The sequence below is a fragment of the Amycolatopsis sp. CA-211722 genome (assembly GCF_056828465.1).
Genome location: NZ_CP184752.1, coordinates 2100273 through 2114483 on the forward strand (window position 1 = coordinate 2100273; position 14211 = coordinate 2114483).

Consider the following 14211-nt stretch of genomic DNA (forward strand, 5'->3'; position numbering starts at 1 on the left):
GGCGTCGCCGCGCCTGCCTACGGCGAGTGCTCGTGCGGTGCCTACGCGATCTCGGCCAGGATCCGGAGTTCTGTTCCTATGTCTGGCGCTGGCCGAAGCACTACCGGGAGCGGACGGCGCGACGGCTGGCGGAGTGAGGAGTTTCTTCGCCGGATCGGCTGACCGGGGGTTGGGAGCAAAACGGGCAAGCCGTACGTTGTCCAGGTATGGCTGTCGCGTTCCTGCTCTATGTCGTCGCCGAGATCGCCGCCGTGTGGGCGGTGGGCTCGGCCGTTGGCGTCCTCGGCACGATCGCGCTGCTCTTCGCCGGCGCGTTCGTCGGGTCCTGGCTCGCGCGCCGTGAAGGCGGCCGCGCCTTCCGGGCGTTCGCCGAGTCCGCGCGGCTCGGCCGTCCCGCCGACGCGGAGAAGGAACTCACCGACGGGATGCTGATCGGGCTCGGCGGCCTGCTGATCCTGCTGCCCGGTTTCGTCAGCGACGTCATCGGCCTGCTGTTCATCCTGCCGCCGACGCGGAGTGTCGCGCGGAAGGTGTGGCAGAAGCGGATGGCGCGCCGGGCGGTCAAGTTCGCGAACCGCGCCCGCGGGCCGGTGATGGTCGTGGACAGCGAGGTCGTCATGGACACGCCGCCCGCGGAGGCCGCCAAGAAGCAGCCGCCGGTGATCGAAGGCCGCATCGTCGAGGGCTGAAGGACGCTTTCCCCGCATCGCATGCGACGAAAGCGTCCTTCGCCGCGTCCCATGCGGTGAAGGACGCTTTCAGCCCACGCTCGGCTTCGGGATGTCGAAGTACCCGCTGAACCGCACGGCAGGCGCGTACTCGCCCTTCACCTTCACCTTGCCCGTCACGAACATCGCCGCCACCGCCGCGTTGCCGGTGGCCATCCGGATGAAGTCGTCGACGGACAGCGTGATGGTCGTGTCCGGAGTGCGCGCGAGATCGGTGCTGGAAACGCAGACGCCGTCTTCGATGACCGTTTGAAAACGATCGAAACCGTCTTCTCCCTCACCATCGGTGAAACGCCATGCGACGACGAAGTCCACATGGCGCGCGCGTTCGGGAACGAAATGGTCCGACATTCTGCGGAAAATCTCGTCGAGGAACGCCGAACGCAGTTCCGGGTGATCGGCGATCGCCTTGAGCTGCTCCCGTGACGCCCGTTGCACGACGTCGACGAGGACCTCGGTCTCGAGTGAGCTCAGCTCGATGCCCGCGCCGGTTTCGCCCAGCATGTGCAGGGTTTCCAGCACCTGGGTGAACTGCTCGGGGCTCAGTTTGGCGAGTTCGAGCTTCTCCGCGAAGGCGTTGACGACGTGTTCGCCGCCGGTGCGCGTTTTGTGCAGCCTCAACGGACGGGAAAGGCGTACCTTGTCCCGCCAGCGCCGGTTCGGGGAATTTCGGGGCACGGCACGGAAGTGTATCTGCTCGGCCGGGTTCAGGACGGTTTCGGAAGGTCGAAGAAACCGATGAGACCGGCCGCGAAGGCCAGGTCACCTTTTACTTTGATCTTTCCGGTGACGAATAGCACAGCGGGCGTCGCCTGATGGGTGATGAGCCGGAAGAAGTCGACGGGTGCGATCGTGATCGTCACCCTCGGCTTCTCCTTCATGTCGCGACCGACCGTGCACTCACCGTGCGAAATCACCGTCTCGTAGCGGTCGTAACCGCCGTCGCCTGTGCCGCCGGAGAGCCGCCAGTGGACGACGGCGTGCAGGGTCTTCGCGCGGTCCTGCCGGATGTGGGCGCCCATGCGGTCGAAGATCTCGCGCAGCACGCGTTCCCGGAGGGGCCGTTCGGCGACGACGCTCTCGAGTTGCGTACGCGAGGCGCGCGCGACGAGGTTCGCGAAGCGAGCCGGGTCCACCTTGCGGAGGTCGAACGCGGGCGCGGATTCCGCGAGCCGTCCCAGCGCGGTGAGCAGCCGCCGGACGTCGTCCTTGCCGAGGTCCTTCGGGTCGATGGCGCCCGCGACCTCGTTGACGTCGAGAGAGTGCGCTTCGGCCGAGTCCGGCTCGATCCGTTCCAGCGCGTCGACCAGCGCGCGGCCGGTCAGCCCCACGATCTCGGTCATCTTCCCTCCAGTTCCAGCTACCCGAGCGTAAGGCTACCCGCGAGTAGGTAGGCGGGCAAGCGTGCCGAAATCACCCATGCCGGTGGCAGCCCGGTAGCGTCTTACGCGAGCTAATGGGAGGTCTTGAGTTGTCCGAGGAAGTGCCGCGTCCCGCCGAACGCGCCAAAAGGCTGCCGAGAGCGGTGCGGGAACGCCAGATCCTGGACGCAGCGGTCTCGGTGTTCTCGCGCTACGGCTATCACTCCGCGTCGATGGACGAGATCTCCGAGGTCGCCGGCGTCTCCAAGCCGATGATCTACACCTACCTCGGCTCCAAGGAAGACCTCTTCGGCGCGTGCATCCGCCGCGAAGCCACCCGCCTGCTGGAGGCGGTGCAGAACGGGATCAAACCCGATCTGCCGCCCGACATGCAGCTTTGGCACGGTCTGCGCGCGTTCTACCGCTTCGTCGCCGACTATCGCGAGTCCTGGACCGTGCTGCACCGCCAGGCCATGACCGTCGGCGGCGCCTTCGCCGCGGAGATCACCGACATGCGGACCCGCGCGATCGAGCTGGTCGCCGCGCTGGTCGTCTCCGCCGGCACCCGCAAGGGCCTCGGCGAGCAGGCCGAGTTCTCCGGCGCCGGGCTCTCCGCCGCGCTGGTCGGGGCGGCCGAATCGCTGGCCGACTGGGCGCTCGACCACCCCGATGTCTCCGACGGCGTGCTCGCCTCGTGGCTGATGAACCTGGTCTGGCTCGGATTCAACGACCTGGTCGAGGGCGAGATCTGGAAGCCGTCAGAGAGCGACGACTGAGCCCTCCAGGTGCGGCTTCGGCTTGCGGGCGTTCCACAGCTCAAATGCCCAGCCGTCACCTTCACTCCACGTGGTGAATGCGGCCTTGGCGGGCAGCAGGACCGGCTGCTTGAACTTGACGTCGACGGTGAACGCCTCCGGGAGCCTGCCCTCGAACGCCGAGAGCGCGTGCGCCTTCGTCCACATGCCGTGCGCGATCGCGGACGGGAAGCCGAACGCCTTCGCGGTGATCGGGTGCAGGTGGATCGGGTTGCGGTCGCCGGAGACCTCGGCGTAGCGGCGGCCGATGTCGCCGGGCACGTGCCAGATCGCGTTGGCCGTCGGCTGGGAAAGCTGGCCGCGCGAGGTCTTCTCGCCGCTGCCGCCGCCGCGGCGCAGATAGGTGCTGACGTCCGTCCACACAGGACTGTCGTTCACGAGCAGTTCGCTGACGACGTCGAACTGCTTGCCCTTCTCGTGCGGGCGCAGATCCTCGGCGCGCACGCGCAGGGTGAACGACTCGTCGAGCCGCAACTGCCGGTGCTGGGTGATCCGGTTCGCGACGTGCACCATGCCCAGCAACGGGAACGGGAAGTCGGCCTCGGTCATCAGCGCCATCTGCAACGGGAACGCGAGGATGTGCGGATACGTCGCCGGGAGCACGTCGTCCAGCCGGAATCCGCACACCTGGTTGTACGCGGCGAGGTGGGCCGGGTCGACGACGACGCCCTCGCGGACGAACTCGGTACCCGGCAGCGTGTCCCCGCCGCTCTTGCGCAGCGAGCCGAGCAACGCCTTGGGATACAGCGAAGACAGGCTCGGCGACTCGTGGAGTTCCTTGACGGCCATGCTCACGCCCCCAGCAGTGCCTGGCCGCAGACGCGGACCACGTTGCCGTTGACCGCGGCCGAAGCCGGGTTCGCGTACCAGGCGATCGTCTCGGCGACGTCGACCGGGAGGCCGCCCTGGCCGAGGCTGGACAACCTGCGCCCGGCCTCGCGGATGAACAGCGGGACGGCGGCGGTCATCTTGGTCTCGATGAAGCCGGGCGCGACCGCGTTGATCGTGCCGCCGTATTCGGCGAGCTTCGGCGCGCCGTCGTTCACCATGCCGATGACGCCCGCCTTGCTGGTGGCGTAGTTGGTCTGGCCGACGTTGCCCGCGATGCCGGCGATGGAGGAGACGCCGATGATGCGGCCGTTTTCGTGCAGCACCTTGTCGGCGAGGAGCTTTTCGTTGACCGCGAGCTGCGAGGCGAGGTTCACCGCGATGACCGAGTCCCAGCCGCCTTCGGTCATGTTGCCGAGCGTCTTGTCCCGCGTGATGCCCGCGTTGTGCACGACGATGTCGACGCCGCCGTGGCGCGTGGTCAGGTACTCGGCGAGCTTCTCCGGCGCGTCGGCGGCGGTGATGTCCAGCTGCAGCGACGAGCCGCCGACCTTGTTGGCCACCTTGGACAGATCCGCGCCCTGCGCGGGGATGTCGAGCGCGACGACGTGGGCGCCGTCGCGGCCCAGCACCTCGGCGATGGCGGCACCGATCCCGCGGGAAGCGCCGGTGACCAGGGCGACCTTGCCTTCGAGGGGCTTCGTCCAGTCGGCCGGGGCCGAGGCGGTCTTGGTCTCGGTGCCGACGCGGATGACCTGGGCGTCGACGAAGGCGGACTTCGACGAGAGCAGGAAGCGGAGCGTGGACTCAGTGGCCTCTTCGGCTCCTTCGGCGACGTACACGAGCTGGGCGGTCGCGCCGCGCTTCAGTTCCTTACCGACGGAACGGACGAAGCCTTCGAGCGCGCGCTGGGCGATCCGCTCGTGTCCTTCGGCCAGCTCCGGCGGCGTCCCGAGGACGACGACGCGGCCCGACGGCCCGACGCTCCGGATCACCGGGTGGAAGAAGTTGTAGACCTCGCGAAGCTGCTTCGGGTCCTTCACGCCTGTCGCGTCGAAGACGAGCGCGGCGTGCCTGTCCGTCGCGGCCGAGACGACCTCGACACCCGCGCGGTGCAGCTGTGCCTCGATCACCTTTTCGAGGCGACCGCCCGGCGCGGCCCCCAGAAGTGCGGGACCCTCGAGAGCGGGCTGGCCGGGCTTGTACCGGCGGAGCGTCGCGGGGTTCGGCAGGCCGAGCTTCGGCACCACGAACTTCCCCACCGGGGATTTCGTGAACTGCTGGTACCTGTCAGCCATTACGTGCCTCCCGTGCAGTTTGCGTCACGTCGCAGTCTAACCTACTCGCTAGTAGGTTACAGTGTGAGAGAGCCTACGGAGGAGTGGAAAAAATGGCCACGAAAAGGACGGCACCCGTGCGCAAGGTCGCGATCATCGGCGGCAACCGGATCCCCTTCGCCCGCTCGAACGGTCCGTACGCGAAGGCGTCGAACCAGGACATGTTCACGGCCGCCCTCGACGGCCTGGTCAGCCGCTTCTCCCTGCAGGACGAGGTGATCGGCGAGGTCGCCGCCGGCGCGGTGCTCAAGCACGCCCGCGACTTCAACCTCGCCCGCGAAAGCGTCCTCGGCAGCAGGCTGAACCCCGCCACCCCGGCCTCCGACGTGCAGATGGCGTGCGGCACCGGCCTGCAGGCGATCATCAACGTCGCCAACAAGATCGCCCTCGGCCAGATCGACTCGGCCATCGCGGGCGGCGTCGACACCACGTCCGACGCGCCGCTGGCGGTCAACGACGACCTGCGCCAGATCCTCGTGCAGCTCAACGCCGCGAAGACGCTCCCCGATCGGTTGAGGCTGGCCGCGAAGCTGCGCCCCGGCCACATCGTCCCCGAGATCCCGCGCAACTCCGAGCCGCGCACCGGCCTGTCCATGGGCGAGCACGCCGCGCTGACCGCGAAGGTCTGGGAGATCACGCGCGAGGCGCAGGACGAGCTCGCCGCCACCAGCCACCAGCGGCTCGGCGCCGCGTACGACAAGGGCTTCTTCGACGACCTGGTCACGCCGTACCTCAAGCTGGCGCGTGACCAGAACCTGCGGCCGGACTCCAGCGTCGAGAAGCTCGCGAAGCTGAAGCCCGCCTTCGGTGGCCCGGACGGCACGATGACAGCGGGCAACTCGACGCCGCTGTCCGACGGCGCGTCGACGGTCCTGCTCGCGACCGAGCAGTGGGCGAAGGCGCGGAAGCTGCCGGTGCTGGCGTACCTGACGTTCTCGCAGACCGCGGCCGTCGACTACGTCCACGGCGACGAAGGCCTCCTGATGGCGCCCGCGTACGCCGTCCCGCAGATGCTCACGCGTGCCGGACTCACCCTGCAGGACTTCGACTTCTACGAGATCCACGAGGCCTTCGCCTCGCAGGTGCTCGCCACCCTCAAGGCGTGGGAGGACCCGCAGTTCGCGAAGTCGAAGCTGGGCCTCGACGAACCGCTCGGCTCCATCGATCGGGCGAAGCTGAACGTCAACGGCTCGTCGCTGGCGGCCGGACACCCGTTCGCCGCGACCGGCGGCCGTATCGTCGCCACCCTCGCGAAACTGTTGAACGAGAAGGGATCCGGCCGCGGACTCATCTCGATCTGCGCCGCGGGCGGCCAGGGCGTCACGGCCATCCTGGAGAAGTAGCGCGTTCGCCCGGAGCGGATCGGGGAAAAACCCCGGTGCCTTTGTCGGTGCCGGGGTCTAGGTTGACCGCATGTTCGCGGTTCAGGCGAAAGCGCTGGTCAAAACCTATGGGTCCACCCGGGCGCTCGACGGGGTCGATCTGTCGATCCCGACGGGCAAGGTGCTGGGCCTGCTGGGGCCGAACGGCGCCGGCAAGACGACGACGGTCCGCATCCTGACCACCCTGCTCCGCCCGGATTCGGGCGAGGCGGAGGTGGCCGGGCACGACGTGCTGGCCCAGCCCGACGCCGTCCGGCGGTCGATCGGGCTGTCCGGCCAGTACGCCGCGGTGGACGAGAACCTCACCGGGTTCGAGAACCTGTACATGGTCGGCAGGCTGTACGGGAGCAAGAAGGCCGCGGCGAAGTCGCGGGCGCGTGAGCTGCTCGCCCGGTTCCGGCTGGAGGACGCGGCGGATCGTCCCGCCAAGACGTATTCCGGCGGGATGCGGCGGCGGCTCGACCTCGCGGGCGCGCTGGTCGCCGAGCCGACCGTGGTGATCCTCGACGAACCGACCACCGGGCTCGATCCGCGCGGCCGGATCGACACCTGGGAGGTCATCAAGGAGCTCGTCGCCGACGGGACCACCGTGCTGCTGACCACGCAGTACCTGGAGGAGGCCGATCAGCTCGCCGACTCGATCGTGGTGATCGACAAGGGAAAGGTCATCGCGCGCGGCACCGCCGACGAGCTCAAGCAGGAGATCGGCGGCGAGCGGCTGGAGCTCGTCGTGGCGAACACGAGCGACCTCGCCATGACCACGCAGGTGCTCACCGAGGTCGGATCGGGCACGCCGTCGGTCGACGAGCACACCCGCAAGGTCGACGTCCTGGTCGAGGGCGGGCCGAAGGCGCTGATCGAGGCGCTGCGGCGGCTGGACGCGCAAGGGGTCGCCGTCCAGGACGTCGCGCTGCACCGGCCGACGCTCGACGACGTCTTCCTTTCGCTGACAGGGCACGCCACGGACGAGGGGGAAAAGAAGTGAGTGCGGTCGCGAAGGCCTTTTCCGACGGTGGCGTGATCACCTGGCGGAACCTGAAGAACGTCCAGCGCAACCCGGACTGGCTGATGGCGGCGACCCTGCAGCCGATCATGTTCGTGCTGCTGTTCGCGTACGTCTTCGGCGACGCGATCGGCGGCGAGGCCGGCGGGCTCGCGTATCGGGAGTTCCTGATCGCCGGCATCTTCGCGCAGACGGTCGCGTTCAACTCGGCGTTCACCGTGATCGGCTTCGCGAACGACCTGCAGAAGGGCATCATCGACAGGTTCCGTTCGCTGCCGATCTCGCGGCTCGCGGTGATCTTCGGCCGCACGACGTCCGACCTGGTGATCAGCGTGGTCGCGCTGGTCGTCATGTCGCTGTGCGGGCTGCTGGTCGGCTGGCGGATCCGCGGCAGCTTCCTCGACGCCGTGCTCGGCTACCTGGTGATGCTGATGTTCGCCTGGGCGCTGTCCTGGGTCGGCGCCTGGATCGGGCTCGTCGCGCGCAGTGTCGAGGTGGCGCAGAGCGCCGGGCTGATGTGGATGTTCCCGTTGAGCTTCATCTCGACGGCGTTCGTCCCGGCGGACAAGCTGCCGGGCGTGCTGAAGGCGATCGCCGATTGGAACCCGTTCACCGCGGTGATCAACTCGGCCCGTGACCTCTTCGGGAACCGTTTCGGCGCGCCCCCGACAGGCTGGCCTGCCGAGCACGCGTCGCTGTACGCGATCCTGTGCTGCATCGCCATCATCGCGATCTTCGCGCCGCTGGCGACGGCCCAGTACAAGAAGGTCGCGAGCCGCTAGAAAAACTTCTGTGCACAAATGTCGAACCGCCGTCGAGCTGCTCGACGCGTCGATGAAGGCGGGGTAGAAAAGCCCCGCCAAGACACTGAGGAGCGACGATGCGGTTTCTGATGATGCACCGGCTCGACGAGAGCGCCCCTGAAGCCTGGAACCCGAGCAAGGAGTTCATCGAGAAGATGGGCGCCTTCATCGAGGACTCGTTCGAGAAGGGCATCCTGATCACGGCGGAGGGCGTCCACCCGTCGGAGAAGGGCGCGAAGGTCCGCAAGGGGCGCGGCGGCAAGATCACCGCGACCGACGGCCCGTTCACCGAGGCCAAGGAGGTCATCGGCGGGTTCGCGCTGATCAACGCCAAGGACCTGGCCGAGGCCGTCGCGTTCGCGGAGACCTACGCGGCGCTGTTCGAGGAGATCGAGGTCGAGGTCCGCACCGTCGTCGAGGCGGAGGACATCGCCGCTTTCACCGAGTGAGGTACCGGTCCGGCGGATGTCCTGAACGACCCTTTCCTGACGAAAAACGTCAGGAAAGGGTCGTTCATGACACTCCCGCTGAGAGCCGAGCTACTTCGTGATGGCCTTCTCGGCCTTCTTCGCCAGCTTCTCGGCGCGCTTCTCGGTCTTGGCGGCGGCCCGCTTGGCGCGCCAGCCGAGCGACGGCTTGCCCGCGGTGTCGGCGGCCGCCAGCAGCAGGCCACCGGCGAGACCGGCGTTCTTGATGAACTGGATCTGCTGCTGCTGACGCTCGGCCGGTTCCTTGATCTCCCAGAACCGGTGTGCGGCCAGCGTCGTCGGGACGAGGCTGCCGAGCAGCAGCAGCGAGGCCAGGCGCGGCGCCTTGCCCGCGGCGAGTGCGACCCCGGCTCCCACCTTCACCGCGGCGTCGATCCGGACGAGGGTGGCGGGGTCGCGCGGCACCGATTCCGGCACCACGCCCTCCAGCTTGTCGAAGGACTCGGTGAGGAACGGCTCCGCGGCTTTGGCGTGCCCCTGGGTGTCCTTCAGCGCACCGATCCCGCCGGAGATGAAGATCGCGGCGAGGAGCGGACGTGCGACGCGACGGAGAATCACGGTCGTAAACCTTTCTGGATCCGGACCCGGGAAACAAACCTATCCCCAGTCTTCCCGCCCGCCACGTCGCCGAACCGCGCTAACGGTGTATCCCGGAATATTTCTCTGGCGCTAGATGGCCCTAGATTTCGCTAGCGGGCTCGATACGCCCTCGGCAGCTTGAAACCGCGGTCGGCAGCGACCTCCCGCAGCCGGTCCGGGTAGTCGGTGATGATGCCGTCGACGCCGTCGTCGATGAGCTTGTGCATGGTCGCCGGGTCGTTCATCGTCCAGGGCACGACCTTGATCCCCGCCCGATGCGCCTCGGTGACCAGGGCTTTCGTCGTGAACGGCCGGTAGTCGGGGTCGCCGATCTTGCCGCCCTGCGGGTTGCCGTGCACCGGCGAGAGCGCCTTCGCGCCGAACGACTTCACCGCGGCCACGGGGCTGCCGCCGAAGTCGTCGATGTCGAGCCCGCCGAGCCACGGCGACTTGCCCGGCTGCCCCACCTGAAGGAACTCGGGCTGGGTCAGCGCGACCGTCGGGATCCAGGGGGCGACCTCGCGGAACCGCATCAGCGCGCCCCAGTCGAAGCTCTGGATCGAGACGTTGTGCGCGAACCCGCCGCGCACGATCTCACGCACCGCCCGCTGGACGAACTGCTCACGCGGCGCGGTCTCGTGCGGCGCGGCGGCCTCGACCTTGGTCTCGATGTTGAACTCGATCCCCCACGCGTGGTGGTCCCTGGCGAGCTGGAAGAGTTCGGCGAGCGTCGGCATCTTGGCGCCGGGGGAGAGCGTCTGGCCGGGGTGGGCGGGCTGCCGGATCGAACCGCAGTCCAGCGTGCGGACCTGCGCGAACGTCAGGTCCTTCACGTACTTGCCGACGTACGGGTACGCCGGGTCGCCGGGCGTCGCGGGCGCGGTGTCGCGGCACTTCGCGGGGGTCGTCTTGCGGTCGTGGGTGATCACCTCGCGGCCGTCCTTGGTGATCTGGATGTCGAGTTCGAGGGTGGTCACCCCCAGCTCCATCGCCTTGCCGAACGACGCGAGCGTGCTCTCCACCGTGAGGCCGAGCCCGCCACGATGAGCCTGGATGTCGAAGGCGCGACGCGGATGCGCGTCCGCGACCCCGGCCGTCGTCAAGGTCAGCGCAGCGGCGATGACCAGCGCGAATGTCTTCATTCGTGAACCATGCCACGGTCGGGTGAACTTCGATTGACTTTGACGCAACGTCAACCTCTACCTTCGTGGACATGCCGAACGAGAAGGAGTGGTCGATCCAGGACATCGCCCGCTCGGCCGGGACCACGAGCCGCACGCTGCGCCACTACGGCGACATCGGGCTGCTCGAACCGAGCCGGGTGGGGAGTAACGGATACCGCTACTACGACCAGGACGCGCTGGTGCGGCTGCAACGGATTCTGCTGCTTCGCGAACTCGGGCTGAGCCTGCCCGCGATCGGCGAAGTCCTCGAAGGGGAGCAGGACACCACGGCGGCGCTACGCACGCATCTGAAGTGGCTGGAGCAGGAGCGACAGCGGCTCGGACGGCAGATCGAATCGGTCAAAACGACCTTGAAGAAGACAGAGAGAGGTGAACGACTGATGGCAACGGAAGTGTTCGACGGCTTCGACCACACGAAGTACGAGAAGGAGGTCACCGAACGCTGGGGCGCCGACGCCTACAAGCAGGGTGATCGGTGGTGGAAGTCGCTGAGCGCCGAGGACAAGAAGGCGCACCAGCAGGAACAGAAGGACATCGCGGCGGCGTTCGGCGAGGCCCGCGCACAGGGCCTGCCCGCCGACGGCGACGAGGCCCAGGCGATCACGCGGCGGCTGTACGAGTGGCTTCGGCCGGCCGTGCGGGCCGTGTCGAAGGGCTACTTCGCCGGTCTCGGGCAGCTGTACGTCGACGACCCGCGCTACGGGCAGTACGACGAGAAGCACGGCGCGGGTACCGCGGAATACATCCGTGACGCGATGACGATCTACGCGGAACGCAACCTGAGTGAGTAGGAACGAGGGACGGGGCTGCAGACCCGTCCACTCGGAGTAACCCGCCACGACACGCCTATCCCTCTATGGCGGAATATCGGACCGACGCTAGAAACCCCGATAGCGTGGGAGAGTGGATCCCATCCGCAACCCCTTCGCCCCGGGCGCCGGTCAACGGCCGCCCGAGCTGGCAGGTCGCGTGCGCGAGCTCCAGGCCTTCGAGGTCGTGCTCGAACGGGTCGCGCGGGGGAGACCCGAACGCAGCCTGATGCTGACCGGCCTGCGTGGCGTGGGGAAGACCGTGCTGCTGGGCGAGCTGCGGTCGCGGGCCATCAAGCACGGCTGGGGCGCGGGCAAGATCGAAGCCCGCCCGGACACCGAACTGAGGCGGCCGCTGTCGGCCGCGCTGCACCGCGCGATCCGCGATCTCGCCGTACGCCATCGCGCGCCGGACCGGGTCGAGCAGGTGCTCGGCGTGCTCAAGGCGTTCGCGTTGCGCGCCAACAAACCGGACGCGAAGCTCCGTGACCGCTGGCAACCGGGTATCGACGTGCCCGCCGCACAGGGCCGCGCCGATTCCGGCGACATCGAGATCGACCTGGTCGAGCTGTTCACCGAGGTCGCCGAGCTGGCGGCCGACGTCGGCACCGGGGTCGCGCTGCTGATCGACGAGATCCAGGATCTGCTGCCGGAGGACGTTTCCGCGCTCTGCGCCGCCTGCCATGAGCTCTCGCAGTCCGGAGCGCCGCTGGTCGTGGTCGGCGCGGGACTGCCGCACGTGCCCGCCGTCCTATCGGCGTCGAAGTCGTACTCCGAACGCCTCTTCCGGTACGCGCGTATCGACAGGCTGGAGCGCGAGGACGCCGACCTCGCGGTGATGGCGCCCATCGAACGCGAGGACGCGGGCATCGAACCGGAGGCGCTGGACGCCCTGTTCGACGCGTCCGGCGGCTATCCGTACTTCATCCAGGCCTATGGCAAGGCCGCCTGGGACGCCGCGCCGGCGGACCCCATCACCGTGAAGGACGTCCAGGTCGCCGCACCGGAGGCCGAGTCCGAGCTCGCGGTCGGCTTCTTCGGCTCCCGCTACGAACGCGCGACGCCCGCGGAACGCGAGTACCTGCTCGCGATGGCGGAGCTGACGCAGGGGCGGGACGAGTCCGCCGGGACCGCCGATGTGGCCGTCTACCTGGGGCGGAAGCCTTCCTCACTGTCTCCGGCGCGGGACAGCCTGATGAAAAAGGGCCTGGTGTACTCCGCCGAACGCGGGCACATCGCCTTCACCGTCCCGCACTTCGGCCACTATCTGCTCGGCCGGGACTAAGTCTCTCTCAAGGTTTATCGCGCAGATCCTAGAAAGCGGTAGAGAACGCTACCGCCGCTTCGTGATGCCCGTCGGCGTTACCTGAAAGTGACCGGGGCCACCAAATCTCTCCGGTTTTACGCTCTTGTTGCCGATGATTCATCGGCAGGTGTGCCAAGTCACCGGATAATCGTTGGCTTCCTTGTGAAAAAGGGTGCATACTAGAAGCACAGCCACGAAGACGCAAGATCTACTCCCAAGGGGATGACAAAACCGATGAACAACATCGCCGCCAAGCTCCGTGCCCGTCGCGCCGAGGCTCGCACTCGCCGGGCGCTGAACCGGGCGATCGACACCGCGGCCACCGCGACCGTTCGTCAGGAGCTCATCGCTATCTCCCAGGCGCGTCACACGCACATGCGCTGACCCGACAACGACCGTTGTAGGTGTCGCCCGTTCGAGTGACCTACGACACATAGTGCGTGAGGTGTAACGCCGCGGAACGCGGCGTCGATACCCACTACGACCCCGTGATGCTGGCGGACCCCCGACCTGGCAGCATCACGGGGTTTCCATATGTCCGGACCCGAAAGATTCCTTGCCTTCACCGCTTCGCGGAGTAACACTTGACCCAGTCAACGAATTTGTTGAGGTGGTCAAATGAATCGATCCGCGGACCGGGTGGCGACCGTCCGGGCCTTCAACCGCCTGTACACCGGCGTGATCGGCGTCCTCGACGAAGGACCGGCCGACGCCGAGTACTCCCTGAGCGAAGCCAGGGTCATCTTCGAACTCGCGCAGCAGGATCCGACCCAGGTCACCGACCTGCGCAAACGTCTCGACCTCGACGCCGGGTACGCGAGCAGGCTGCTCGCGAGGCTCGAAGGGCGAGGTCTCCTCACCCGCGAACGCAGTGACGAGGACGCTCGCCGTCAGATCGTCCGGCTGACCGAGACCGGCCGTAAGGCCTTCGCCGTCCTCGACGAGCGATCGGTGGACAGGATCGGCTCGCTGCTCGAACGGTTCGGCGACGACGAGCAGGAGCGGCTGCTCGGCGCCATGGACACGATCACCTCGCTGGTGGGCGAACGCGCCGCGGATCCCGCGCTTGTGCTGCGCCCACTCCGGCCGGGTGACTTCGGCTGGGTGGTCCACCGCCACGGCGTCCTCTACTCCCGCGAGTACGGCTGGGACGAACGCTTCGAAGCACTCGTCGCCCGTGTCGTCGCGGAGTACGTCGAGCGTCGCGGAGATCCGCGCCAAGCGGGCTGGATCGCCGAACTCGACCGCGAACGCGTCGGCAGTATCTTCTGCATGCCCGCCGAAGACGGCACCACCGCGAAGCTGCGGATGCTGCTCCTGGAACCGGCCGCCCGGGGACATGGCGTCGGGAAACGCCTGGTCGCCGAATGCGTCGAGTTCGCGAGGGCGTCCGGCTACCGGGCGATGGAACTCTGGACCGTCTCGTTGCTGGAGGCGGCGCGGGCGATCTACCAGAAGGCCGGCTTCCGGCTGGTGCACGAAGAGACGATCACGGGCTTCGGGTACGAACTGACCGGCCAGACCTGGCGGCTGGAGCTGTGAGTTCGGCTCTTCCGCCACTGATGTCGATTCGCCGGGGGCTCGTTCG

The 14211-nt window shown here is 67.9% G+C and carries 16 protein-coding genes; 10 read left to right on the forward strand and 6 right to left on the reverse strand.

Going from position 1 to position 14211, the window contains the following annotated elements:
• The first annotated feature begins 206 nt into the window (after nucleotides 1-206).
• A complete protein-coding gene (locus tag ACOCEP_RS10380) occupies nucleotides 207-689 on the forward strand; it encodes an FxsA family protein (protein WP_482337052.1) in 483 nt (160 codons plus the stop codon).
• A gap of 69 nt (nucleotides 690-758) precedes the next feature.
• On the opposite strand, the gene ACOCEP_RS10385 is transcribed toward ACOCEP_RS10380, so the two are convergent.
• Together ACOCEP_RS10385 and ACOCEP_RS10390 are read right to left on the reverse strand one after the other, a co-directional pair.
• The gene (locus tag ACOCEP_RS10385; RefSeq protein ID WP_482339675.1) at nucleotides 759-1349 is read right to left on the reverse strand and encodes an SCP2 sterol-binding domain-containing protein; all 591 of its coding nucleotides are present in this window, start codon (nucleotides 1347-1349) and stop codon (nucleotides 759-761) included.
• 86 nt (nucleotides 1350-1435) lie between these two features.
• Nucleotides 1436-2071 (reverse strand): SCP2 sterol-binding domain-containing protein, encoded by a 636-nt coding sequence (locus tag ACOCEP_RS10390; protein ID WP_482337053.1) that lies wholly within the window; start codon nucleotides 2069-2071, stop codon nucleotides 1436-1438.
• A gap of 128 nt (nucleotides 2072-2199) precedes the next feature.
• Here ACOCEP_RS10390 and ACOCEP_RS10395 point away from each other — a divergent pair, with 128 nt between their 5' ends.
• A complete protein-coding gene (locus tag ACOCEP_RS10395; RefSeq protein ID WP_126736182.1) occupies nucleotides 2200-2865 on the forward strand; it encodes a TetR/AcrR family transcriptional regulator in 666 nt (221 codons plus the stop codon).
• Here ACOCEP_RS10395 and ACOCEP_RS10400 read toward each other — a convergent pair.
• Both ACOCEP_RS10400 and ACOCEP_RS10405 read right to left on the reverse strand, forming a co-directional pair.
• Complete coding sequence (locus ACOCEP_RS10400; RefSeq protein ID WP_482337054.1) at nucleotides 2848-3693, reverse strand: MaoC family dehydratase; 846 nt, start codon at nucleotides 3691-3693, stop codon at nucleotides 2848-2850. The two genes, ACOCEP_RS10395 and ACOCEP_RS10400, sit on opposite strands and share 18 nt — an antisense overlap.
• A 2-nt stretch (nucleotides 3694-3695) precedes the next feature.
• Nucleotides 3696-5030 carry a 3-oxoacyl-ACP reductase gene (locus tag ACOCEP_RS10405; protein ID WP_482337055.1) on the reverse strand — a complete coding sequence of 445 codons (1335 nt, stop codon included), beginning with the start codon at nucleotides 5028-5030 and terminating at the stop codon, nucleotides 3696-3698.
• A 92-nt stretch (nucleotides 5031-5122) separates the two neighbouring features.
• Between ACOCEP_RS10405 and ACOCEP_RS10410 the strand changes: the two genes are divergently transcribed.
• The 4 genes from ACOCEP_RS10410 to ACOCEP_RS10425 all read left to right on the forward strand — a co-directional run bounded on the left by ACOCEP_RS10410 (nucleotide 5123) and on the right by ACOCEP_RS10425 (nucleotide 8706).
• Complete coding sequence (locus ACOCEP_RS10410; RefSeq protein WP_482337056.1) at nucleotides 5123-6412, forward strand: acetyl-CoA C-acetyltransferase; 1290 nt, start codon at nucleotides 5123-5125, stop codon at nucleotides 6410-6412.
• A 70-nt stretch (nucleotides 6413-6482) separates the two neighbouring features.
• A complete protein-coding gene (locus ACOCEP_RS10415) occupies nucleotides 6483-7436 on the forward strand; it encodes a daunorubicin resistance protein DrrA family ABC transporter ATP-binding protein (protein ID WP_016338223.1) in 954 nt (317 codons plus the stop codon).
• The gene (locus tag ACOCEP_RS10420; RefSeq protein ID WP_037334316.1) at nucleotides 7433-8236 is read left to right on the forward strand and encodes an ABC transporter permease; all 804 of its coding nucleotides are present in this window, start codon (nucleotides 7433-7435) and stop codon (nucleotides 8234-8236) included. The genes ACOCEP_RS10415 and ACOCEP_RS10420 overlap by 4 nt, the downstream gene beginning before the upstream one ends.
• 98 nt (nucleotides 8237-8334) lie before the next feature.
• Nucleotides 8335-8706: a YciI family protein gene (locus tag ACOCEP_RS10425; RefSeq protein ID WP_482337057.1), complete on the forward strand. Its 372-nt coding sequence runs from the start codon at nucleotides 8335-8337 to the stop codon at nucleotides 8704-8706.
• A gap of 90 nt (nucleotides 8707-8796) precedes the next feature.
• Here the strand turns inward: ACOCEP_RS10425 and ACOCEP_RS10430 are convergent, their stop codons facing one another.
• Together ACOCEP_RS10430 and ACOCEP_RS10435 are read right to left on the reverse strand one after the other, a co-directional pair.
• On the reverse strand, nucleotides 8797-9303 hold the full coding sequence (locus ACOCEP_RS10430; protein WP_360957137.1) for a DoxX family membrane protein: 507 nt from the start codon (nucleotides 9301-9303) through the stop codon (nucleotides 8797-8799).
• A gap of 131 nt (nucleotides 9304-9434) precedes the next feature.
• The gene (locus tag ACOCEP_RS10435) at nucleotides 9435-10466 is read right to left on the reverse strand and encodes a glycerophosphodiester phosphodiesterase family protein (RefSeq protein ID WP_482337058.1); all 1032 of its coding nucleotides are present in this window, start codon (nucleotides 10464-10466) and stop codon (nucleotides 9435-9437) included.
• A gap of 71 nt (nucleotides 10467-10537) precedes the next feature.
• Here ACOCEP_RS10435 and ACOCEP_RS10440 point away from each other — a divergent pair, with 71 nt between their 5' ends.
• The 4 genes from ACOCEP_RS10440 (at nucleotide 10538) to ACOCEP_RS10455 (ending at nucleotide 14165) form a co-directional block, all read left to right on the forward strand.
• Nucleotides 10538-11299: a MerR family transcriptional regulator gene (locus ACOCEP_RS10440; protein WP_482337059.1), complete on the forward strand. Its 762-nt coding sequence runs from the start codon at nucleotides 10538-10540 to the stop codon at nucleotides 11297-11299.
• 112 nt (nucleotides 11300-11411) lie between these two features.
• Nucleotides 11412-12602 carry an ATP-binding protein gene (locus ACOCEP_RS10445; protein ID WP_007032375.1) on the forward strand — a complete coding sequence of 397 codons (1191 nt, stop codon included), beginning with the start codon at nucleotides 11412-11414 and terminating at the stop codon, nucleotides 12600-12602.
• A gap of 243 nt (nucleotides 12603-12845) precedes the next feature.
• On the forward strand, nucleotides 12846-13007 hold the full coding sequence (locus tag ACOCEP_RS10450; protein ID WP_172843476.1) for a hypothetical protein: 162 nt from the start codon (nucleotides 12846-12848) through the stop codon (nucleotides 13005-13007).
• Nucleotides 13008-13241: 234 nt separating this feature from the next.
• Entirely contained in the window at nucleotides 13242-14165 is a 924-nt protein-coding gene (locus tag ACOCEP_RS10455; protein WP_482337060.1) for a bifunctional helix-turn-helix transcriptional regulator/GNAT family N-acetyltransferase, read from the forward strand.
• The last annotated feature ends 46 nt before the right edge of the window (nucleotides 14166-14211 follow it).

Coding starts and splice junctions, on each gene's coding strand:
- ACOCEP_RS10380 (WP_482337052.1), top strand. CDS start 207: ATGGCTGTCGCGTTCCTGCTCTATGTCGTCGCCGAGATCGCCGCCGTG.
- ACOCEP_RS10410 (WP_482337056.1), top strand. CDS start 5,123: ATGGCCACGAAAAGGACGGCACCCGTGCGCAAGGTCGCGATCATCGGC.
- ACOCEP_RS10440 (WP_482337059.1), top strand. CDS start 10,538: ATGCCGAACGAGAAGGAGTGGTCGATCCAGGACATCGCCCGCTCGGCC.
- ACOCEP_RS10415 (WP_016338223.1), top strand. CDS start 6,483: ATGTTCGCGGTTCAGGCGAAAGCGCTGGTCAAAACCTATGGGTCCACC.
- ACOCEP_RS10455 (WP_482337060.1), top strand. CDS start 13,242: ATGAATCGATCCGCGGACCGGGTGGCGACCGTCCGGGCCTTCAACCGC.
- ACOCEP_RS10435 (WP_482337058.1), bottom strand. CDS start 10,466: ATGAAGACATTCGCGCTGGTCATCGCCGCTGCGCTGACCTTGACGACG.
- ACOCEP_RS10405 (WP_482337055.1), bottom strand. CDS start 5,030: ATGGCTGACAGGTACCAGCAGTTCACGAAATCCCCGGTGGGGAAGTTC.
- ACOCEP_RS10390 (WP_482337053.1), bottom strand. CDS start 2,071: ATGACCGAGATCGTGGGGCTGACCGGCCGCGCGCTGGTCGACGCGCTG.
- ACOCEP_RS10450 (WP_172843476.1), top strand. CDS start 12,846: ATGACAAAACCGATGAACAACATCGCCGCCAAGCTCCGTGCCCGTCGC.
- ACOCEP_RS10425 (WP_482337057.1), top strand. CDS start 8,335: ATGCGGTTTCTGATGATGCACCGGCTCGACGAGAGCGCCCCTGAAGCC.
- ACOCEP_RS10400 (WP_482337054.1), bottom strand. CDS start 3,693: ATGGCCGTCAAGGAACTCCACGAGTCGCCGAGCCTGTCTTCGCTGTAT.